The 22,466-nt window shown below is 39.0% G+C and carries 21 protein-coding genes; 19 read left to right on the top strand and 2 right to left on the bottom strand.

Annotated features, from left to right (window positions below; translation table 11 throughout):
• The first annotated feature begins 500 nt into the window (after window positions 1–500).
• The 4 genes from IGI46_RS19680 (at window position 501) to IGI46_RS19665 (ending at window position 7,327) form a co-directional block, all read left to right on the top strand.
• A complete protein-coding gene (locus IGI46_RS19680) occupies window positions 501–4,850 on the top strand; it encodes an SdrD B-like domain-containing protein (RefSeq protein ID WP_429974100.1) in 4,350 nt (1,449 codons plus the stop codon).
• A gap of 258 nt (window positions 4,851–5,108) precedes the next feature.
• Window positions 5,109–5,879, top strand: a complete 771-nt coding sequence (locus IGI46_RS19675; RefSeq protein WP_207703199.1) for a DeoR/GlpR family DNA-binding transcription regulator — start codon at window positions 5,109–5,111, stop codon at window positions 5,877–5,879.
• Between the two features lie 236 nt (window positions 5,880–6,115).
• A complete protein-coding gene (gatB, locus tag IGI46_RS19670) occupies window positions 6,116–6,397 on the top strand; it encodes a PTS galactitol transporter subunit IIB (RefSeq protein WP_207703200.1) in 282 nt (93 codons plus the stop codon).
• A gap of 165 nt (window positions 6,398–6,562) precedes the next feature.
• Window positions 6,563–7,327 (top strand): DeoR/GlpR family DNA-binding transcription regulator, encoded by a 765-nt coding sequence (locus IGI46_RS19665; protein WP_429965060.1) that lies wholly within the window; start codon window positions 6,563–6,565, stop codon window positions 7,325–7,327.
• 54 nt (window positions 7,328–7,381) lie between these two features.
• Here IGI46_RS19665 and IGI46_RS19660 read toward each other — a convergent pair whose 3' ends face one another.
• Window positions 7,382–8,317 (bottom strand): 1-phosphofructokinase family hexose kinase, encoded by a 936-nt coding sequence (locus tag IGI46_RS19660; RefSeq protein ID WP_429965061.1) that lies wholly within the window; start codon window positions 8,315–8,317, stop codon window positions 7,382–7,384.
• Between the two features lie 273 nt (window positions 8,318–8,590).
• Between IGI46_RS19660 and IGI46_RS19655 the strand changes: the two genes are divergently transcribed.
• The 7 genes from IGI46_RS19655 (at window position 8,591) to IGI46_RS19625 (ending at window position 14,530) form a co-directional block, all read left to right on the top strand.
• Window positions 8,591–9,037: a PTS sugar transporter subunit IIA gene (locus IGI46_RS19655; RefSeq protein WP_429965062.1), complete on the top strand. Its 447-nt coding sequence runs from the start codon at window positions 8,591–8,593 to the stop codon at window positions 9,035–9,037.
• A gap of 20 nt (window positions 9,038–9,057) precedes the next feature.
• Window positions 9,058–9,336 (top strand): PTS galactitol transporter subunit IIB, encoded by a 279-nt coding sequence (gatB, locus tag IGI46_RS19650; RefSeq protein ID WP_429965063.1) that lies wholly within the window; start codon window positions 9,058–9,060, stop codon window positions 9,334–9,336.
• A gap of 18 nt (window positions 9,337–9,354) precedes the next feature.
• Complete coding sequence (locus IGI46_RS19645) at window positions 9,355–10,737, top strand: PTS galactitol transporter subunit IIC (RefSeq protein WP_207703205.1); 1,383 nt, start codon at window positions 9,355–9,357, stop codon at window positions 10,735–10,737.
• Window positions 10,706–11,749 carry a galactitol-1-phosphate 5-dehydrogenase gene (locus IGI46_RS19640; RefSeq protein ID WP_429965064.1) on the top strand — a complete coding sequence of 348 codons (1,044 nt, stop codon included), beginning with the start codon at window positions 10,706–10,708 and terminating at the stop codon, window positions 11,747–11,749. Before IGI46_RS19645 ends, IGI46_RS19640 begins: the two co-directional genes overlap by 32 nt.
• A gap of 156 nt (window positions 11,750–11,905) precedes the next feature.
• Window positions 11,906–12,913 carry a tagatose-bisphosphate aldolase gene (gene lacD, locus IGI46_RS19635; RefSeq protein WP_429965065.1) on the top strand — a complete coding sequence of 336 codons (1,008 nt, stop codon included), beginning with the start codon at window positions 11,906–11,908 and terminating at the stop codon, window positions 12,911–12,913.
• A 78-nt stretch (window positions 12,914–12,991) separates the two neighbouring features.
• The gene (locus tag IGI46_RS19630) at window positions 12,992–13,885 is read left to right on the top strand and encodes an aldose 1-epimerase family protein (protein ID WP_429965066.1); all 894 of its coding nucleotides are present in this window, start codon (window positions 12,992–12,994) and stop codon (window positions 13,883–13,885) included.
• Window positions 13,886–14,530, top strand: coding sequence for an HAD family hydrolase (locus tag IGI46_RS19625; protein WP_429965067.1), 645 nt, complete (start codon window positions 13,886–13,888; stop codon window positions 14,528–14,530). It abuts the gene before it with no gap.
• A gap of 47 nt (window positions 14,531–14,577) precedes the next feature.
• On the opposite strand, the gene IGI46_RS19620 is transcribed toward IGI46_RS19625, so the two are convergent.
• A complete protein-coding gene (locus IGI46_RS19620; protein WP_429974099.1) occupies window positions 14,578–14,757 on the bottom strand; it encodes a hypothetical protein in 180 nt (59 codons plus the stop codon).
• Window positions 14,758–15,063: 306 nt separating this feature from the next.
• Between IGI46_RS19620 and IGI46_RS19615 the strand changes: the two genes are divergently transcribed.
• The 8 genes from IGI46_RS19615 (at window position 15,064) to xylB (ending at window position 22,464) form a co-directional block, all read left to right on the top strand.
• Complete coding sequence (locus IGI46_RS19615) at window positions 15,064–16,542, top strand: BglG family transcription antiterminator (RefSeq protein ID WP_429974098.1); 1,479 nt, start codon at window positions 15,064–15,066, stop codon at window positions 16,540–16,542.
• A 19-nt stretch (window positions 16,543–16,561) separates the two neighbouring features.
• Window positions 16,562–17,026 carry a PTS sugar transporter subunit IIA gene (locus IGI46_RS19610; RefSeq protein ID WP_429965069.1) on the top strand — a complete coding sequence of 155 codons (465 nt, stop codon included), beginning with the start codon at window positions 16,562–16,564 and terminating at the stop codon, window positions 17,024–17,026.
• 29 nt (window positions 17,027–17,055) lie between these two features.
• Window positions 17,056–17,922, top strand: a complete 867-nt coding sequence (locus IGI46_RS19605) for a ketose-bisphosphate aldolase (RefSeq protein ID WP_207703212.1) — start codon at window positions 17,056–17,058, stop codon at window positions 17,920–17,922.
• Between the two features lie 17 nt (window positions 17,923–17,939).
• Window positions 17,940–18,248: a PTS fructose transporter subunit IIB gene (locus IGI46_RS19600; RefSeq protein WP_207703213.1), complete on the top strand. Its 309-nt coding sequence runs from the start codon at window positions 17,940–17,942 to the stop codon at window positions 18,246–18,248.
• A 79-nt stretch (window positions 18,249–18,327) separates the two neighbouring features.
• On the top strand, window positions 18,328–19,425 hold the full coding sequence (locus IGI46_RS19595) for a PTS fructose transporter subunit IIC (RefSeq protein ID WP_429965070.1): 1,098 nt from the start codon (window positions 18,328–18,330) through the stop codon (window positions 19,423–19,425).
• Between the two features lie 18 nt (window positions 19,426–19,443).
• Entirely contained in the window at window positions 19,444–19,959 is a 516-nt protein-coding gene (locus tag IGI46_RS19590; protein WP_429965071.1) for a D-lyxose/D-mannose family sugar isomerase, read from the top strand.
• Window positions 19,960–20,015: 56 nt separating this feature from the next.
• Entirely contained in the window at window positions 20,016–20,978 is a 963-nt protein-coding gene (locus IGI46_RS19585; RefSeq protein WP_429974097.1) for a hypothetical protein, read from the top strand.
• Between the two features lie 13 nt (window positions 20,979–20,991).
• Window positions 20,992–22,464 carry a xylulokinase gene (xylB, locus tag IGI46_RS19580; RefSeq protein WP_429974096.1) on the top strand — a complete coding sequence of 491 codons (1,473 nt, stop codon included), beginning with the start codon at window positions 20,992–20,994 and terminating at the stop codon, window positions 22,462–22,464.
• Window positions 22,465–22,466: the final 2 nt, after the last annotated feature.

Here is a 22,466-nt window from a genome sequence, read left to right as displayed (position 1 = left end):
AAAATAGTTTTGAATTAGAATGTTCTATTTCAAATTAACTATTCTGTTGAATAGCGCCAAAAGGACAAGTCGAGCTTTCGATTTGTCCTTTTGGCGTTTTTGACTAATTTAGCGTTACGAAAAATTCCTCTTAGTGTAAACAAAGCAAAGAGTTACTGCAAACCACAAAGTAATACGAAGATAATAAAAAAAAGTGAATATTTTTTTAATTATTTATTTACATAAAAATAAGAATGCGAATCGATGCTATTAAGGTAGATCATTCATACTATTTGCTCATACATGAAGCATTAATTAGTTCTAAACATCTTTCATCATCATTTGTTATTTAAATATAACACTTATAAATACTTACAGTTTATTGCAGTTACTTTCTAACCTTTATCCGTTATTGATTGAATCGTACATTTCTTATATAATTAAACAAGGCGTTTAATAATTTGGATTCATTCGTTCATAACAATATATTCAATTTTTATTACAAAAGGAGGGATAAACTAATGATAAATAAACGAGTCAACGGGTTAACTGTTTTTCTTCTACTGGTATCTGTTATAGCTCCTGTTTTTTTTGCAACACGTTCGTTAGCTGAAGCAACAGATACTCCAATAGAATTAATATCGTTTAAGCTAATTGAACACCAAGATCAACAGCTGACAGCTGAACTATCACTATCGGTTCCTGAATCGCAGGATGAACAACAAATTACGTTGGACATTTCTGATAATTATTTAATCGATTCTGAAAACCTACCAGTAATCGATCAAGAAACGAAGGAAACCATAGGCAACTGTACGTACCAGAATCGGCAAATAAATTTAGATTTTAATCCTATGACAAAGGATACTACAGTTGAAATTCAACTAAAAGGAGATTACTTAAGTGATGAAAATGACCTTTATGTTGAACACTCAGCTACTAATCAACGATTAATTATCCAGCAGGATCAACTGCAGCAATCAGATTCTAAAATCAATGATAGTTCGGACTCAGTTAAAAAAAAGGCAAACGTTCAAGGCTTGGAACCAAGTACCTCCTTTCTTCCTCTAAGCAGTTCACTTACCCTTCACGCAGACTTGAATGAAGCTGAAATTGTTGATGGCACAGAAAATTTCGATGTAAATAGTAATCCAGGTAATGATGCCTCCCCAAATAATCAGATTGTTCGTTCGTTTGATACGATTACTTATCCGATAAAAATGACGCTGAATGATTCAAGTGGTGGAACATTAAATAATATTCGAATCAAAGTCACTGGTACTCTGCATAACGGAATTGTTGCAGGTCGAACAAATGCCGTATTTGCTGACAATTCCATTAATGACTACACTCATAATACTGTGACCTTCGAAGATGAATACGTTGTTGGTGCAACTGGTAATGCAGTTACATTTCCAGTAGTAGTAAATGTCTTGGGGGCAGATAATGGGACAGTATTGCAACCAGAATTTCATGTTCAAGTGATAAGTATTGACGGTGTTGATGTGACTAGTGAAGACATTAAGGCAGATTTCACGCAAGTAATTCCTCGAACGGTTAGCAGTAAAGTCAGTATTGCTCCTAAAATTTCACATGGGACTGTAAAATTTGCATCTCAGACGTTAGTTACCGCAGATACGTTCAATAAAAACCATCGAACGATTCCGCTTGGGGTAGAGCTGATGGCCGTACCACTACCAGGAAAAACGGATATTAAGGGTGCTGCTTTCCCAAGAGATGATTTACAAATGGAGTTAAACTTGAAGGGACGGGTTGTTTGGGATAATCATGTTAAGCCAGTTCATGATTTAGATTTTAACAGTATTGACCAGTCTCCTTTTATTATCGATCATCATAATTATATTGTTAATACAGGATCAAATTTAATCAGCAGTAACCCTAACACTTGGAGCAATACAGCCAATGTTGAGTATAAACTGAGAGAGTTTAATGATTCAAGGAGTTATTGGGCAGGTTCAAAAAGGTCTGATAAAGCATCCTATGATGAACTAAATAGTATATGGGATAGCGGCAAATATGAAATTGATCAATACGATCTAAAAAACGAGGTCACAATTGATGTAAAAAATTATCAAATCGGCGCATCTTATCCAGTTCGAAGAGCGGATGGTTATACCGGCAGGACTGTTTATGGTCCGAACGAAAAGGTTTTTACAAACCAGAATCTAGATTTGCTTCTTTCTAATGATTATACCTATCAGGGGAGCTTAAATCCTGAAAAATTGGATAATACGCTTTATTACAATGCCACCCTTTCGTTCATCGACGACGAAGGGGAGACTAAGGAGAGTTTTACCGAATTTGCTATTCGTAATGAAGTTCCTGGACTCAAAGGAACGCTGTCAGCCAATTTTAAAAATCCAGATACTGGGCTCCCGTTTGGTAAATACACAATAGCTAACGATATTGATCCTTATGGTGACGGTCAGACAGTAAGTGGTGCTAAGGTTGCTCTTTCTAGTGGTGGAACATTTGGTGATACTACTGTGGAAGGCGGCTATCAATATTTACAAAAATGGAATACAGATGCTTTCCGAATGACCAATGAAGATTTTAACTCAAATGAGCTCTTGCTGCAGTCTGTCCCCGTTTTTGGCAGTATCGGCTATCCGCATACAGGAAAAGGTTACTGGTATGGTATTAGTAAAAAGACAAACCCTAACTCACTGGGAAATCTAAAAACAGCAAATGTAACGGATTATGATTGGTACGATGGTGCTACAATTGCCAGTAACCAGACCTATGATAAGGTGGGGGCTGTTTTAATAGACTGTCGGTTACCAATTGCTCGCACATGGAAGTATAATGCCAGCAACAACAAAAAGGGCGTTCAGCTGACCATCATTACTGAGAAGCTGGGATCTAGCACGACAAAAGATACACCCAATATTTATGTAGCTGAAATGGATGTCTTTCGCGATGAAAATCGACCACTGTTTAATCCTGATAATCCGTCAGCCAGCTACAATGAGCCAAGTAGGTATAGTATTTCAAATGGCTATGCTATCCATAAGGAAACTAAATATGATGAGGACAATAAGTTGGTTTCTTTACAAGAACCAGCGCAAGGGCACACTAAATTTGACACGTTAGGAATTGTACCAGTTAAGGTCAGTAATGCGATCGAGGCAGAAAGGAGTACCTATCACAGTACAGAAAATGCCAAATGGACGATTCATGACAACGGATTGATTGCCAGTAAGAATTACAATGAAGAAGATGAAATTTTCTGGACTGTAACATTGCCGCCGGGATTGTCTTATCAATACGGCTCTGGAAAATATGATCAAGCAGGCTTAGAGCCTACTGTGATAACTAATCCTGATAAATCTCAAACTTTAATCTGGACCATAAAAGCAGTTTCGACACCAGAAGAAACTGCTCTGTTGAAAAATATTGAATTTGAAACGAATTTTGATGATATCAATATTAACTATACAAATAATGTTGCTGAGTTAACTGTTCAATCAATCATTAGTACTGAAAAGGATACTAGTCAAGATGAATTACGAACGGCAACTGCCACTATCAATGTCATGAATATCGGCCGATTAGGAATTTATCAAACGATTACCCCTCCTGTAGAGGAAGTTAATCAAGCGTATACTCTAAGTATTGTTCCTTATTCAACAATGCGTGAAGAAGAAAAAGTGCGAGGTATTATTCCATTGCCAAAGGATGGCAGCTATTCAGGCAATAATTTCGAAGGACAGAATGAACTCACTGGCATTCAAACTGACATTGATCCCGGTAAATCTATCGCTATTTATCTGAATGATAGTTTGGTTACTGAAAAAAACCCTAATTTGATCGATACAACGCAAAATGGCTGGTATCTATATACTGGAAGCAGTCAAGATTTATCCAATGTACAGACTGTCTTATACGAATATCAACAAAAGCTTCAACCGAAAGAATTAACAGCGATTCATCTTGACCTGAAAAACAAGCAAAACAGCTATGGCAACTCTTATCGTCATCAAGCTTTTGGCAACTCACTTTCGGATTACAAAGTACCTATTTCATCAAATATTGTTGAACATTCAGTTAAGGGCCGAAGAATTAGTGGAAAAGTTTGGTTAGATGAAAATAGGGATGGGCAGTTGCAAAGTGCTGAACCCAAACTGAAAAACGTACCTGTTTCCTTGTACCGAAAAGATGGGTCTAATTATGTTTTGGTGCTAAAAAACTTGAGAGATGAGTCATTGAAGGGAATAAAAACGGATGCTGCTGGCAATTATGCGTTTGAGTATTTAGCAACTGGTGAATATATTGTCTCCTTTGACCAGAAGGCTTCTGTTTTGAAGAATAAGAAAATTACCACGTTTGATACAGGTGACAAAGCTACCAGCTCGAAAGTTGATAAAGATAATCAGCTGTCGGGAATTACTGGTTGGAACACTGTATTAAGTGAAGATTTTCCTCTATTGAAGGATATGGCAGACAATTGTTATGAACAAATTAATCTGCACTTAGGTGTCTATACTGTAAATGTTCCACCACCAAAACCGCCAGATCCATTAGATCCACCAGAACCGAGTAAGCCGCCAGGGCCTGCTCCAAGTACTACTGATGATTCCAACAGTAGTACTACGAGTAATTCATCGGGCAAAGATTCGTCTACTTCTGAATCATCTGAGACAGAAAAAAGTGGTGTAGGTGGCATAGGAGGAAAGAACATTCCTCCTGGAAGTCAAATAAACAGAAAAGATTTACCAGTTACGAATTCCAAGCGTTCACTATTGCCTAAGACAAATGACCTAAGTGGGACACTGTTTATAGTGTTTGGTGTATGTTTACTAATTCTTTCCGGTAGCATATTAATAAAACGATCGAAGCAATCTAAATAAGAGGAGTTACCCGCTGATTTTTAATTAGTGGGTAACTTTTTTATGACTGTTTTGTTGAGAATTTGAGCTATTTGAAACTTCATGGCATGAAAAAAACTGTTGCGAGAATAAGAGAAGCAATAGGTGATTAATTACTTGCGAAGAATATTTGCTATTTGTTTTTAATAATTTTTGCAAAAGGCGTTTCAACAGCTTAAAATGCCAAATTATTTGTGTTAAGATGAAGAAGAGAAAATTCGATTTGCAAAGGAGAAGCCAATGAATTCAGCAGCCCGCAGAGATTTTATTATTAAAGAATTAGAGGAAAATCATACAGTTAAAATCTTAGAGCTTAGTCGACAGTTAAAAGTCACTCGTGAAACCATTCGTAAAGATCTTTACTTCCTTGAAAAAAAAGGGATTATTAAGAAGGTTCATGGTGGTGCTGTCTTAGAAATTTCTAATCAGGAAACGGATTATGAAAAACGGAAAAATGAATTTCATGACGAAAAAGCGATCATTGCCAAAAAGGCTGCCTCTTATATTGAAGAAGGGGATACTGTTTATTTGGATTATGGAACAACAACCTTGGCTTTAGCCAAAGAGATTGTCAAAATGAAAAATCTGACGGTTGTGACAAACACGATTCCTATCGTCAATTTATTGCTAAAGAATAAAACGATTCATTTAATTATGCCTGGAGGAATTGTTCGAAACAATGAATCTTCCTTGTACGGGCCTTTTGCCTCTAACAATATTAAGGAAATATATGTTTCAATTGGTTTTTTTGGATGCAGCGGAATTGATATGGAACGAGGAATTACTTCTCACCATACTGGAGAAAATTTGGTTTCCAAGGAAATGATCCAGCACAGCCAAACGACCGTTATTCTAGCTGATCACAGTAAATTTGGCGCGGTGGCCTTCAATAGAACCGCTACATTTGATCAGGTTGATATTGTTATTACCGACCAGTCAAGAAACAAAGAAGAGCAACAGCAATTAACACAACAGGGAGTGGAATTGATTGATGGCTCAGAAGAAGAATAGGATGATATGAGGTTTATTTGATTCACACTGATTATAAGATTTAAAGTGGCTGTGATACTTTGTGTTGTAGCTGCTTTTTTTGCCTTTTTACGTTATAACGCGAGTCTTTTTCGCTTTAATTTTGCCTTTTGTTGCAAACAGCAAAATGTAATGTTGCAAAAGCAAAAATATGTGCTATTATAATGGTAACGATTACAAAATATTTGAAGGCTGGATTAAAGAGAAAGAGGGTCGTAATGATGAAAAAAGTTATTGTAGCATGTGGTGGAGCCGTAGCAACGTCGACGGTTGCCGCTAACAAGATTAGAGAGTTAGCTAAAAGAGAAGGGATTCCGGTAGAAGTTTCGCAATGTCGCGTAAACGAGTTAGAATCAAAAAAAGACAATGTTGATCTGATCGTAACAACCGCGAAAGTGAAGAAAGACTATGGTGTTCCTGTTGTTCACGGTGTAGCCTTCATTTCAGGTGTGAATATTGCAGCCACTGAAGAAAAGATTCTTGATGTTTTAAAAGATTAAACATGGAAAGACGGTACTGACAAATTACTGAACTACAGTGGATTTGCTAGTACCGGTTTTAATCACTTTATTAGTGAAAAGATTAACAGAATTTGATTCCTCAATTTATAACTGGCAATGGGCAGCATTACTGCCTCTTTTTTTATCATAGTAAGGAGTGAAATAATGAATTCGACTGAACGAAAAGAGTATATTCTGGATTCTTTGGATACTAAGCACTCTGTAAGAATCAATGAACTAAGTCAAAATTTAAAAGTAACTAGAGAAACGATTCGCCGTGATTTAAACACCCTGGAAAAAGAAGGGATGATCAAAAAGGTTCATGGGGGAGCAATTCTAGATAATCAAACGGGGGAAACGGATTATGAAAAACGAAAAATCGAACGTTGGCATGCCAAAGAAAAAATTGCCAAACTAGCCGCTAGCTATATTGAAGAGGGTGATAGTGTTTATTTGGACTATGGTACGACTACTTTGGCTTTAGCAAAAGAAATTTGCAAAATGAAGAATATTACGGTCGTAACCAATACCATTCCGATCATTAATACGCTGTTGAAAAATGACGAGATTGACATTATTATTCCTGGAGGTTTACTGAGAAGCAACGAGTCCTCGCTATTTGGACAATTTGCGTTAAACAATATGTGTGAGATTTTCGTGAATATTGGCTTTTTTGGCTGCAGCGGCATCGAAAGCAAAGCGGGAGTTACTAGTCATCATATGGGAGAAGTCCAAGTCTCTAAGCAAATGGTTGAACAGAGTCAAAGTGTAATTATTTTGGGAGATCAAAGCAAATTTGGCAATATGGCTTTTAACCGCACGGCCTCACTCGAAGAAATTGATATTGTTATCACCGATTCTTTAGGAGACAATAACAAGGATTATGATGCCTTAAATGAACATGGGATTGAACTAATTTCCGCCGAATAAAGAAGCAACTAGTCAAATTGATTCGACTAGTTGCTTCTTTTTGTGCGCCTTCGATTAATAATTAGTTACTTCCAGCGAATCATAAATTGCATCGATATCTGTTTGCTTTAATTCTGGATACCAGCTTAGGACATTGGCCGTTGAATAGCTGATAGCTTTCTTTAGCGTAGTTACGGCATCATTTTGCAAACGTATATTTTTGACTAATCCGCCTAGAAAGAAATCACCACAGGCAATTGGATTTTTGGCAGCGACCTCTTGCGCCTGTACATGAATGATTTGATCATTAATTTTAGCGATAATCCCTTTAGCACCTAAAGTGATGATAAAGATAGGAGTCTCTGCTGCAGCATCTGATTTCAATAAATCAGCGTAAGCATCCACTGTATCTAATTTTAAATTCGGGAATAGATCCAAAATTTCTTCATCATTAATTTTTATAGCATAAGGTTGTGCTTTGTAGGCCTGAACCAAGGCTTCACCACTAGTGTCCACAAAAACTTTTACATCTTTCTCTTGAAATTCTTTAATGAAGCTAGCGATGTAGTCACCGGGCATCCCTTTCATTAATGAGCCGCTGAAGACAACATAATCACCAGGAGCAATAGCATGTTTTAGTTTGTTGGTAAAAGCAGAGAGCAGCTCTGGATTCAAATCAAAGCTGTTCTCATAAATAGGATAGGTCTGATTGTTTTTCGTATCCATTACAATGTTGCATACCCGAGTGTTTTTATCGACTTCTGTTAGTTGTAGAGAGGTATTGTTTGCATTTGCCAATTCTTCTAATAAATCCCCATTTCGTCCACCTGCGATGGTGTGAACACAAAAATCAACGTGTGATGGTTCGAATCCCAGTGCATAAGCTACATTGAAGCTTTTACCTCCAGCAAATTCCTTTACCTTATAGGGGCGATTAGGTTTTCCTTCAATAAAGCCGTCAATTAACAGTGTACGATCGATAGCAGGATTAGGGCAAATTAAATGTATCATTGTTTGCAACTCCTTCTCTTTTTTGTCAATAGTAGCACTTTTGCAAAAAGAAAGCAATACGAAGTAGGATGCCGACTGTTTTTATTGGCTTTTTGACTTAAAAAAAGATCTTTTTGAACAAAATGCAAACAAAAGTATTGCAAAAGCAAAATAATATGCTATTATGATGATAACGATTACAACAGAAGCCAACAAAACAAACACTTGGCAGGTTGTTATCATGATTATGCAAATCAAATGCAAACTGTCAGAAACATCTTAAGGAGGAAAAACATGATTACAAAGGATTTCTTGTATTGCCAGTATACGGTAAAGGATAAAGAGGAATTATTTGACCGCTTAACCGCTGATTTAATGGCAAAAGATATTGTACGAGAAGGGTTCTCACAGGCATTGAAGGATCGGGAGGCAGAATTTCCAACTGGTTTACCAGTCAAACATGGTGTGGCTATTCCTCATACGGATGGATCATTAGTTAATTCCGATCAGCTGCTCTTCGTAACTTTAACTGAGCCGATCGTCTTTAATGAAATGGGCGGCGATGATGAAGATACGATTGAAGTAAATGTTGTTGTGATGTTGGCAGTGAAAGATGGCAAAAAGCATTTAACTGTTTTGCAAAATTTAATCGAAGCGATTCAAAAAGAAGGCTTCGTCAATCAATTGGTTGACTCAACCGATGAGGAACAAATTTTAGCAGCTGTGAATGCGTTCTTATAAAAGAAGGGAAAGATAAACAGATGAAAAAAGTAATTGTAGCATGTGGCGGAGCAGTAGCAACTTCAACAGTAGCGGCGAATAAGATTCGCGAACTGGCTAAACGGGAAGGCATTTCAGCAGAGGTTTCACAGTGTCGAGTGAATGAATTGGATTCAAAAAAAGATGGCATTGATTTAATTGTAACAACTGCAAAAGTAAAAAAGGATTATGGTGTTCCAGTTGTTCATGGCGTTGCTTTTATCTCAGGGGTCAACATGGAAGCAACTGAACAAAAGATTTTGGATGTACTAAAAAAATAATTATTGGAGGAAAATATCATGGGAGTTATTCAATATATTGTTGATCTAGGTGCAAGCGTAATGCTGCCAATCGTTATCTTAATTTTAGGTCTACTTCTAGGGCAAGGAATTGGTAAATCGTTAAGAGCAGGGATTACGATCGGAATTGGTTTTGTTGGTATTAACTTAGTCATCAGCCTGCTGACAGAAAACTTGGGTGCTGCCGCTGAATCAATGGCGGAGAACTTCAATCTTGGATTAAACGTAGTTGATTTAGGTTGGCCAGGAACGTCACCGATGGCTTGGGCTTCAGATTTAGGACTTATTGCTATTCCAGTCGCTATTGGTGTGAACGTTTTGATGTTATTACTAAAAATGACTCGTGTAGTCAATGTAGATATTTGGAACATTTGGCATATGGCTTTCACTGGAGCGATCGTACAAACGGCGACTGGCAGCTTCTATCTAGGTATTTTGGGTGTTGTCATTCATGCGATTATTGCTTATAAACTGGGAGATATGTTTGGTGCAGTAACCGATGAGTACTTTGGTTTAGAAGGAATTTCAATTCCACACGGTTCTTCTGCTTATATGGGCATTTTCTCAGTGCCAATTGATGATTTGATTGAAAAAATTCCAGGACTTAATAAGATCAACATTACTTCAGAAAAAATCGAGTCTCGCTTAGGTGTCTTAGGACAGCCAACAATTGTCGGGGCATTTCTAGGATTAGTGATCGGTCTATTAGCAGGTTACAACTTTGGCGATTCTATGCAGCTAGCAATTCAAATGGCTGCTGTTATGGTCTTGATGCCAATGGTCGTTAAGTTGATCATGGAAGGTTTAATTCCAATTTCAGAAGCTGCTCGTAATCTTTTAGACAAACATTTCAAAGGTAGTGAATTGCGGATTGGTTTAGACCCAGCATTACTTTTAGGCGATGCACAAGTTATCGCAGCTAGTTTAATCTTTGTTCCTTTAACTATTTTGATTGCAGTTATCGTACCAGGCAACCAGGTATTACCATTTGGTGACTTGGCAACAATCGGATTCTTTATTGCAATGGCCGTTGGGGTACACAAAGGTAATTTGTTCCGTACGTTGATTTCTGGTTCGTTCATTATGTTCATGACCATTTGGATTTCTAACCAAATGATTAATTTGCAAACATTGCTGGGACAAAATGTTGGGTTAGTTGGAGCAGGCGAACGTGTTTCTTCTCTTGATCAAGCCGGCAGTCCAATCACTTATTTACTGGCAAATGGATTGACTTTCAAAATGGGAGCAGGCTTCTTCATTATTCTAGTTTTATATGTTGCCGCTTTTGTTTACACATTTATCAAATACAAAAAGAATACCTTATATGTAGAAGTGGAAGAGTTTGAAGGAGATGAAGCTGGTGAAAGCATTAGTAGTAACTAATAAGCATAAACTAGAATTACAAGAAATTGATAAACCAACTGCTGCTCCAGAAAAGGTCCTGATCAAAGTAGCTTATTGCGGAATTTGCGGATCAGACTTGCCAAGATATTTTGAGGGAGGCGTTCATGCCTTTCCTCAAGTATTAGGTCATGAGTTTTCTGGTGTAGTTGAAGAAATTGGCGAGAAAGTTACCCACATAAAAGTTGGTGATCGCGTAGCAGTAGCGCCGCTGGTTCCTTGCGGGACTTGTGAAAATTGCCAAAAGGGTGAACCAGCAATGTGTACCAATTACAGTTTTATTGGTTCTCGCGAACAAGGTGCAATGGCTGAATATGTGGCTGTACCAGCAAAGAATTGCGTAAAAGTACCTGACAGCCTTTCTTTAAAGGAAGCGGCTTTGGTTGAGCCCTTAACGGTTGCGATCCATGGTATCGAACGGATTAACATTTCAGCTGGAGCAGATGTTTTAGTTTTAGGTGCGGGAACGATCGGCTTATTAACTGTGCTTTCCCTACGAGCGATCGGTGTTGGCAAAATTACAGTCGTTGACTTAAATGATAAGAAACTAGAAGTTGCTAAAGAAATTGGGGCCGATGAGGTGGTCAATCCAATGGTTCAAACCTTGGAGGACTATTATAAAGAAAATAGTTCACCTGAAGCGGTAATTGAAACTGCCGGCAGCTCTATTACACAAAAACAAGCGATTGAATTTGTCAGCAAACGTGGAAAAGTGGTTTATGTAGGAACAAGCACTAAAGATGTTGTTCTTGATCCTGAAACCTTTGAAAAAATCCTGCGTGGTGAGCTGGAAGTAACCGGTTCTTGGATGTCCTACTCCGCACCATTCCCAGGCTACGAATGGGAAACCGGCTTACGCTATATGTCGACTGGGCAAGTGGATGTCAAACCATTAATCACCGGCTTGTATCAATTAGAAGACGTAGCTGTCCCATTCGACAAAATGGTTGAAGCAAACTCAACAGCAATTAAGCTACTATACGCTATTAATTAGGAGACCAGTCCAACTTTTTGCAGTTTATTTCAGCTCAAAAAAACAATAACTAGGAATCTTAAACAGAACAGTTTAGTTGGATGGTATACGTGATGAAAATCAAATTAATTTTTCTAAGAAAATTATTACTACAGTATGAATAAGGAGATTTAATCAATGAAAACAATCACTGAGAGTCAATTTGAAGCGTTAAAAAACACGAGTAATCAAGATGGAGTAATTGGAGCATTAGCGATTGATCAGCGGGGAGCGTTGAAAAAAATGATCGCGAAATATAAGGAAGAGGCAACCGATCAAGACATTGAAGATTTCAAAAAAATTGTTTCTGAAGAGCTAACTCCCTATGCAACTTCGATTCTTTTAGATCCTGAATATGGTTTGCCGGCAGCTGATGCTCGGGCAGCTAACGCTGGCTTATTATTAGCCTATGAAAAAACTGGTTATGATGCTTCAACTCCAGGTCGTTTACCAGATTCATTGAACGTTTGGTCAGTGAAGCGTTTGAAAGAGGCTGGAGCCGATGCTTGTAAGTTCTTGCTATACTATGACATTGACGAAGCAGATGCAATTAATGATCAAAAGAAAGCTTACATGGAAAGAATCGGCTCTGAATGTGTAGCGGAGGGTTTGCCTTTCTTCTTAGAATTGGTTTCTTACGATGCCAATATTAGTGATGCTGCCTCAAAAGAGTATGCCAAAGTAAAACCTCACAAAGTGAACGATATGATGAAAGAATTTTCTGATCCTCGTTACAATGTTGATGTGCTGAAGGTTGAAGTACCGATTAACATGAACTTTGTTGAAGGCTACGGTGAAGAAGTGGTTTACACAAAAGAAGAAGCGGCTAAATTATTTGCTGAGCAAAGTGCAGCAACCGAGCTTCCGTTCATCTTCTTGAGTGCGGGTGTCAGCGCCCAATTATTTCAGGAAACCTTGCATTTTGCAAAAGATGCCGGCTCTATCTTTAACGGCGTACTTTGCGGAAGAGCAACTTGGGCAAATGGTGTTGAACCTTTCATTACTAAAGGTGAAGAAGCTGCCCGTGAATGGTTGCGCACGGTTGGACGCAAAAATATTGAAGAATTGAATGCTGTCTTAAAAGAAACAGCGTCATCTTGGCAGGATAAAATCCAAGGCCCGTCAAAAGGCCAACGATTCTCATAAAATCATGAAGGTGACCCAAAATGTGTTAAGCATTTTGAGCCACCTTCTTTTTTGAACAAATAGAAAGCAGGTCGGAAAATGAGTAAATTAATGATTGAAAACGACAAATTACAGGTTCAAATTTTGACTAAAGGAGCCGAATTAAGCAGCATTCAGTCCAAAACAGACAGCACTGAATTTTTATGGCAGGCTAACCCAGAATACTGGAGTCGCCATGCGCCAATCCTGTTCCCGATTGTTGGAAAGCTGAAAAATGATCAATACCAGTATCAGGGGAAAACTTATGCAATGTCCCAGCACGGCTTTGCGCGGGATATGGAATTTTCGGTGGTGACGCAGGAGACCGATAAAATCCGTTTAGCATTACAGGACACCAAAGAAACCTTAGAAAAATATCCTTTCCGATTTTTATTGGAGGTGGAATACAGCTTACAGGCGGATAGCTTGATAACACGTTACTTTGTTACGAATTTGTCAGAAGAAACTGAAATGTTGTTCTCTGTAGGTGCGCATCCAGGATTTAATGTTCCGCTGGACGGGGATGCGACTTTTGAAGACTACACCTTGGAACTATCACCAGCAACGCCGCGAACATTTATTCCAGTTACCTCAGAGGTCTTGCTGCAAACGGATCAAACTACTCAAAGGGAAGAATCCAACTTCACGTTAAGTCGTGACTTGTTTAAAAAAGGAGTATTGATTTTTGAAACCCCGGAAAAGACGCAGGTTGCTCTAAAATCAGCGAAAAGCCAAAAGCAGATTATTATGGAATATCAAACCTTGCCTCACTTAGGTATTTGGTCAACTTATCCGGTCGAGGCACCTTTTATTTGTATTGAGCCTTGGAATGGTCTGGCTGATACCTTTGATGCCAGTGGTTTGCTGGAAGAGAAAAAGGGAATTAATCAGTTAGAACCACAGGCAGTATTCACAACTGAATATTGCACTACCTTCCTAACTGGAGGTAAATAAATGCAGGCAGTGATTTTTGATATGGATGGTGTCTTAATAGATACAGAGAAGGTTTCGAAGCAAGCTTTTACCGAGGCTTTTGAATCTGTTGGTTTGAATTTTACTGAGGAGCTGTATCAGCAAATTCTAGGTCGGAGTTTAAAGGATATTGAAGTGTTTCTTGAAGAGACTTTCCAACATCCCAGCATTGCCCGCCAAATTATTCAACAGCGGGAAATTGAGTTTGCCAAGTATTACCAAACTCATCCAGTAGAGGTAAAGAGCGGTATCTTTGATTTTTTAGCTTTTATTAAAAATCGCCGGCTGAAAACAGCGGTGGCGACTTCAGCGAAAGAATCCATTGCAGTACCTTTACTGGAGCAGGCTGGTTTAATCCAGCATTTTGATACCTTTACCTTTGGTTCACAGGTAAAGGAAGCAAAGCCTCATCCGGAGCTTTTTCTTAAAGCAGCAGACAGTTTAGCTGTTAGACCTGAGGAAGCAGTTGTAATCGAAGATTCTGAATCAGGGATCATCGCTGCTAATCAGGGCGGTTTTCAAGCCGTATTTATTCCAGAAACTGAGCCTACCCAGAGCTTCAGGCAGCAATACAACTTTTCGTACTATCAACAGGTCCAAGATTTTCAAGCTTCGTTGCAGAAATGACGATAAGTCGATAAAAGGAGACCGGCTCTTTTTATCGACTTATTTTTTTACCTGCTGCCTTTAAAAATAAAATAGAGGAGCAAACCAACGATGGTCCAAAAGGTTAGACAAAACACAATGATTCCACGCCAAACTAAATAAGCTGGCATTGAATCGAACCAATCTTCTAATTTACGCCTCACATCTATCACCCAATCTTCCCCAATATCGTAGCTTAATAATCGCATAATGACGAATGAATCACTATACAATAAATATAAAATTAAACAAAAATAAGGGAAAATAACTTTTTATCTTCACGGAATTAAAGTTAAACCCTTTTTTTGTGGTATTTGAACCTGAATCTAAAGATTTTTTTCCGTTGAAGGAATCCCCGAAATTGTTTAAGCTGATAGCTATGCTTAAGGAAAGGAGAAATGCTATGTTCTCTTGTTTTATTACGGAGAAAAAAAGCCTTGTCCACATATCTAGACAGAGGTTGACGAAGAAAACGGATACAGAAGCTATACAATATGACTCAAGAGGTGAGGGAAATGATTTTTAGTTCAAATGAAAACATGCTAATTAACATTTTGAATTTCGAAGACTATGTCTCAGCAAAATATCTCTCGAAAACCTTATATGTCTCGACCAAAACGATCTATCGCATGATCAAAAAAATCAATGAGCTGTCCTTTGAAGAAAATAATGAGCTGCTGATTATCTCTGAGCCGGGAAAAGGCTATAAGCTGAATACGGCCTTTCGCAATCAGGACCTTTATTCCATGATTGAATTCACTGAAGAAAACAGCTTAAACGAATTGGTTCTAGCTTTACTGTTTAAACATCCCCGAAAAGTAAAACGTACGGTATTAGATACTCAGTTTCTAAGTGAAAGCTCGATTGAACGAAGACTCAAAAAGGCAGCTGACATTTTAAAGAAATACACCATCCAGTTGAAGGCTGATCGAGAGTATTTATGGCTGATTGGTGAAGAAATTGATTTACGTAAAGCGATTAACAATATCTTTTTGGAAATGAACAAGCTAAACAGCCTAAATGAAATCGGTATCGAAATTAATGCGATTGAAAAGCATTTCATTGATCAGCAGATTAGTCAGATTGAAGAGATACTGGGAGAGTACATTAATTATCCTTATGATATTACGATTTATACCCATATTTATATGATCATCAAACGCTACCGTGAGGGCGAGGTTCAGTACTTAGGGAGCCAGGAGCCTTTGGAGAAAGAGGAGCAGCAGCTGATGGCCGCCAATCCGCAAATTACTCAGGTGGCCCAGCAAATTATTTGCAATATTGAAAGTTATTTGACAATTCAGATGAATCCGCTAGAAAGCTATTTTGTTTTTCAGAATATTTATTCCATCAACAGTCAAAAACGCGAAAGCAGCAATGTTGATAAGAAGCTGGCTGAAGAGATTACTAAAAAATTTATCGTTGATTACTTTTCCATTTCAGATGTCTCTTTACTGCCAGCCAGTCGTTCCTTATACGAGGATCTGTACCAGCACGTTTTGCCAATGTTAAGCCGCTTACGCTTAGGGATCAAGGTTGAAAACAATTTAATAGGCGAACTAATGCTGGAATATCGCAGTACCTTCCTTAAGGTAAAAAGGATTGCTGGAGAAATCAATCAGGAATTGATGTTTGAAACAAAAATGAATGATTCTGAAATCGGATATATGACGCTATATTTTGAAAAATACAAAATTGATCGGCACAAAAATAAAAATGTTTTGCTGGTTTGCTCTACAGGTGTGGGAACCTCTGAGCTGTTAAAGGTTCGCGTACAGCAAAATTTTCCCAACCTGAACATCGTCGCTACGATGAGCCAGCGGCAGATGAAAAAGAATCAAAGCTTTATTCATGAGAATGTTGATCTGATATTTTCAACTATTCGGATTCCCTTGACCATTGGGGACATTCCCGTGCTGAATATAAGCCCTTTGTTAACCGACAAAGATATTCAAAACATTAACTACACACTAAAAGAACTCACTGCAACATAAAAATGAAGGAGAGAATACGATGGAAAAGATTGAATTAAGCAAAGTGATTCACCAGGAACTAATGGTTGTTGGCACGAAAGCGAAAAGCAAAGCAGAAATTATCGAGCAGCTTGGCCGGCTATTACAAGAAAAAGGCTACGTTACCTCCGCTGAAGAGTATATTAAAGACGTTTATCTGCGGGAAGAAGAAGGCGAGACCGGTATCGGTCAAGGCGTGGCAATCCCTCATGGGAAATCCAGCGCTGTAAAAGAGACAACCGTCGCAATTGCGGTTTTAGATCAAGAGATAGAATGGGAAACATTGGATGGTAAGGGGGTCAAACTGATTATCATGTTTGCTGTCAAGGATTCAGATGCAAACACAACCCACGTTCTGCTCTTGCAGCAAGTCGCGATTTTATTAGCAAATGACACATTTATCGAAGCAGCTAAAAATGTGGAATCTGTTGATGCGTTGTATCAATTAATTACGGAATTTCAATAAAATTTGGAAATGATAAAGGAGAAGATCACATGTTAGTATCAGGTAAAGAAATTTTGAGTGTCGCAAAGGAACAAGGATTCGCAGTGCCGGCTTTTAATGCTGGGTCAGGACAACTTTTAAATGCGGTAATGGAGGCTTGTGAGGAAGCTCAATCACCAGTTATGATTGCCATTCACCCTGATGAGTTGAGCTTCTTAACAGACAGCTTTGTGGCTCAAGCCATTTATTTAGCCAATCACACAAAAATTCCAGTATGTATCCACTTGGATCATGGTGCCAGCTTTGAACAAGTCATGCATGCCATCAGCATAGGTTTCACCTCAGTCATGATTGATGCTTCTCATTTGTCTTTTGAAGACAATGTAACGATTTCGAAAAAAGTGGTAGAAGCAGCTCATGCAGCTAATGTATCCGTGGAAGCTGAATTAGGCACGATCGGCGATACGGGAAATACTGTTGAAGGCGGCGTTAGTGAAATTGTTTACACTGATCCTAAGGTTGCACAGAATTTTATTGACCAAACAGGTGTAGACAGCTTGGCCGTTGCAATCGGAACAGCTCACGGTATTTATCCAAAAGACGTTGATCCGAAATTACGTTTGGATATTTTAGAAGAAATTGAAGCCTTAACCGATATTCCTTTAGTATTGCATGGTGGCTCTAGTAATCCGGATGAAGAAATCAGCAAGGCTGTAACAATGGGGGTAAACAAAATAAATATTTCTAGTGACATCAAAATTGTTTTTGCTAATGAATTGCGTGAGGTCTTAAACAATGGCAACTTGGAAGCTAGAGAACCAAATGTATTATTCCCTAGCTGCATGGCCGAAACGAAGAAAGTTGCTTTAGAAAAAATCAAGTTGTTTAAATCAAACGATAAAGTCAAATTCTACTAAAGAGAGGAGGCGCAGTTATGAAAATTGTCGGAATAGCCGCATGTACAGCGGGGATTGCCCATACGTACATTGCCAGAGAAAAGCTGATTCAAGCTAGTACCAGTCGCGGGCATGAAATTCATATCGAAACACAAGGCTTGGCAGGCACGCAGGATGCATTAACGCAAAAGGATATTGATGAGGCAGATGTCGTAATTATCGCTGCCGACATCAAAGTAAACGGTCGTGAACGATTTAAAAATAAAAAAGTGGTGGAAGTCCCTACAGGTTTAGTCGTAAAATCCCCCAATAAATTAGTGGAAAAATTAGAGGAAGTCAAAGTCTGATTCTTCTTGTCGGGGTTCTCAGCTATCTGAGTAAACTGGGAATCCCGACAATGAAGCGTAAATTACGAGGAGGAAGATCATGGAAAAGATCAAAGCGATTGGTTTAAAAAAACATTTGATGACAGCAATTTCATTTTTCTTGCCAATTATTGTTGCTTCAGGTTTCTTACTGGCGATCGGAAATATGATGGGCGGCGTCAGTATTGAGAATTTTAGAGAAGGCTTTAGTTTTGCGGATACGATGACCACAATGGGAGGATACGGCTTAGGTTTTCTGCCAATGATTGTCTCTACAGCAATTGCTTATTCGATTGCTGACAAGCCGGGCATTGCTCCTGGTTTGGTGGTAGGCTTTGTGGCTCATGGAATTGGAACGGGCTTTTTGGGTGGTGTAGTCAGCGGCTATGTTTCAGGGTACATCGTAGTGATCATGATGATGGTCATTAAAGTGCCAAAATGGATGGAAGGTCTTTTGCCAACGTTGGTATTGCCATTCCTTAGCACCTTTGTTGCGGGTATGGTGCTGTATTATGTTGTCGGCACACCGATTACTTGGTTTACAGATTTGATCACCGGTTACTTAGGTAATTTGAATACTTCTTCGTTATTTGTTTATGGTGCAATTATTGGGATTTTAGCTTCGATTGATTATGGCGGCGCCCTTAATAAAGTGGTCTTTGCCTTTGTCTTCGCTTTATTCTCAGAAGGAATTTATGAGCCGATTACGGTTTTAATTTTAGCTTCGATGGTTACGCCATTTGGTTTAACGATTGCTTACTTTATCGGCAAAATAATTAACAAGAACATCTTCAATCGTCAGGAAATCGAAACCCTGAAGACGGCCTTTCCAATGGGGATTTGTCAGATTACTGAAGGTTGTTTCCCGATCGTGTTAAATGATTTGGTCCGCAATGTTATCGCTACCGGAGTTGGCGGTGCAATCGGTGGTGGGTTAAGTATGCTTTGGGGAGCAGATAGCCACATTCCTGCTTCTGGCATGTTTGCTATTCCGACAATGACCCGTCCTTGGGCTTTCTTAGCCGCTTTAGGAATTGGTTCACTGGCTACTGCTGTAACAATTCTTGTATTAAAAAAACGGGTTGATCCAAATGCAGAAGTCATTATGGAGGAAAAAGAAGAAGAGGAAGTTTCTTGGGATGATTTGACCATTTCTTAAGGAAAAGAGGAGCGAGACATGACGTATCAAGAAGAAGTAAAGCAACGTTTTTTAGACTCGGGGATTGTTTTTACGGAAAAAGAATTGGCCTCAATTGACTATGCTGACTTTGGGTTAAAGCGCTTGGAATCAGAGGGTTTGAACTTAATTGTCTATGAAAACAATGATCGGTATTGTGCTAAGGAGATGGTGCTGCTACCAGGCCAAACTTGTCCGGAGCATCGCCATCCTCCCCGCAATGGTGAAGCAGGCAAACGAGAAACCTTTCGCTGCCGCAAAGGTAACGTGTATTTATATGTAGAAGGGGAAGCAACTGATACTATTCATAGTAAAATCCCAACAGATCAGGAAGCTTATTACACTGTGATGCACGAAGTGGAGTTAAAAGCTGGGGAGCAATATACAATCGAGCCTGATATCAAGCATTGGTTCCAAGCTGGTAATGAGGGAGCCATCATCTCTGAATTTTCTTCACCCAGTGACGATGCCAGTGACATCTTTACCAATCCCAATATCCAACGGGTGACTAAATAATTATAGACAGACTAGGAGCTCTAATGTTCCTAGTCTCTTTTTGAAAGGAACAACTGATGAAAACTTACCAATTAGAAAATGAGTTTGTTCGTATCGAATTTTTGAACTATGGTGGAATCCTGACCAAAATGATTAACAAAAAGACCCAACAAAATTATCTCCTAGCCTATAAAAATCAGGAGGATTATAAAAGGAACCCTTATTTCTTTGGTGCGACAATTGGTCGGAATGCTGGAAGAACGTATCCACCCTTTTATCAAAATTATCAAGGAGCTAAAAGAGTATTGGATACGAACGAAGGACAGGTCCACCTGCATGGTGGGAGCGAGGGCCTGCACCAAGTGGAATGGAAGGTTGAAAAGCTGTCGGATACTACCTATCGTCTAACTTTTGAAGATACTCAATCTCTTTATGAACCAATGAAGCTGGAGCTGATTTATCAGCTAGAGAACAATCGTTTTACAATTAGAATGCAAGGTTGTGCAGATAAGCCAACTATCTGTAATCTTACCAATCACAGTTATTTCAACTTAGGAGAAGAGACGACTGTTGCCTTTCATCGTCTGCAAACAGCATCGGCAACACTTCAGCTGATTGATGAGCAGTTTATACCAACAGAAAAATATTCGGCAATGCTGTCTTCAGAATATGCTCCGTTTAACTTTTCTGAAGAAAAGGCCGTTCAAAAAGCTTTGAACTTAGAAACTCCTCTGTCAAAAATTTGTGCGGACGGAATTGATTTGGCATATTGTTTCACCAATAATGATGACAAAGAGCCTAAAATTCGTTTAACTGATCGTCAACGACAAAACAAGTTAACTATTTATTTCGACCAGGAGGCTTGCATTATCTATACCTTGAACAAGCTTTCTGACAAAGTAAAACTAGAAAATGGCGGGCTGGTCGAGAAATATAGCGGCATTACTTTTGAAATGCAGCACAAACCCAATTATGTTCACACGACTGCCGATTATTTAGTGACAGATTATCAGGCGTATACAATTTATGAAATTGAATAGGAGGGGGAAACCCATGACATACTTTTTAGGTGTTGATTTAGGCACGAGCTCATTAAAAATTATTTTAGGAAATGACACCGGGGAGTTATTAGGCAGTACCAGCAGCACCTTTGCTATATCTTCTCCAAAAGCCGGCTACAGTGAGGAAAATCCTGTCGACTGGCAACGAGCTTTTGATCAAGCAATGACCGATTTGATTACTCAATTCCCTGAAATTGTTGAGGCTTCCTTAATTCTAGGCTTCTCGGGTCAAATGCATTCGCTGGTTCTAATTGACCAGACGGGTAAAGTTTTACGACCAGCAATTTTATGGAACGATGGCCGTACCTCAGCAGAAGTACAACAGCTGCGAGAAACCTTGGGGGAACATCTATTATCAGTTGAAAAAAATATTCCCTTAGAAGGCTTTACTTTGCCTAAAATTATGTGGGTGCAAAAGCATCAGCCAGAAATCTGGACCCAAACCTGGAAATTCATGCTGCCGAAGGATTATCTGGTCTATTATTTAACCGGGCAGGTCTTTACAGATCCTTCCGATGCTGCAGGGACCATTATGTTAGATGTCGAAAAACAGTGTTGGGACGAAGAGCTATTAAAACAATTGAACATTTCTTTAGAACAGTGTCCTAAGATTCGGCCTTCTACTAAAATAATTGGTGAAATGAAGTCTGATTTAAAACAGCATTTCGGTTTTAAAGGATCAGTCGAACTAGTAATGGGTGGGGCGGATAACGCTTGCGGCGCTTTTGGCAATCTGACAGACCCACAAGCTCAAGGCCTTATTTCAGTGGGAACCTCTGGGGTAGTTTTAACTTATGAAAAGGAAAAGACCCAGCAGGATTTGGGAAAATACCATTATTTCACTTCAGTGATGGCAGATCAAAATTATAAAATGGGAGTAACGCTTGCGGCAGGATATTCTCTCGACTGGCTCAAAAAGCTTTTGGCACCTGAAGAATCCTTTACTGCCTTTACCCAATCAGCAGCAGATAGTCCCATCGGCAGTCAAGGGGTGACTTTTCTGCCCTATCTATTTGGCGAGCGCAGTCCATATTTTGATCCGAGCTTAAGCGGGGCATTGCTGGGCTTACGTGCACACCATACACGCAGTGATATTATCCGCGGGGTCATGGAGGGCATCGCCTTTTCATTGCGCAATGTTTATGAAAATATGGGGATTCAATCAGCAGCTGCTATAGAAGTTTTTCGAATTACTGGAGGAGTAGTCAAGAATCCTTTCTGGCTGCAGCTGTTTGCGGATGTTTTTCAAACGAAAATGGAGGTGCTGAGCTTTGATGAAGGTCCGGCTTATGGTGCGATGCTGTGTGCAGTGGCTGGTAAAAATGATTCTCAGCTTTTCACAACCTGGCAGGCAGCTAATCGTGTGAAAGTGGTTTATCAACCAAACTCTGACCAGGCGAGTGACTATCAGAAAGCCTATGAACAATTTAAAAAATTAAGTGATCAACAGGCTTCCACAAACTAGCT

Source organism: Enterococcus sp. AZ163 (assembly GCF_050498925.1).
Lineage (GTDB): Bacteria > Bacillota > Bacilli > Lactobacillales > Enterococcaceae > Enterococcus_A > Enterococcus_A ferrettii.
The sequence above is the reverse complement of the archived record's forward strand: the minus strand, read 5'-3'. Positions and strand labels throughout refer to the sequence as shown.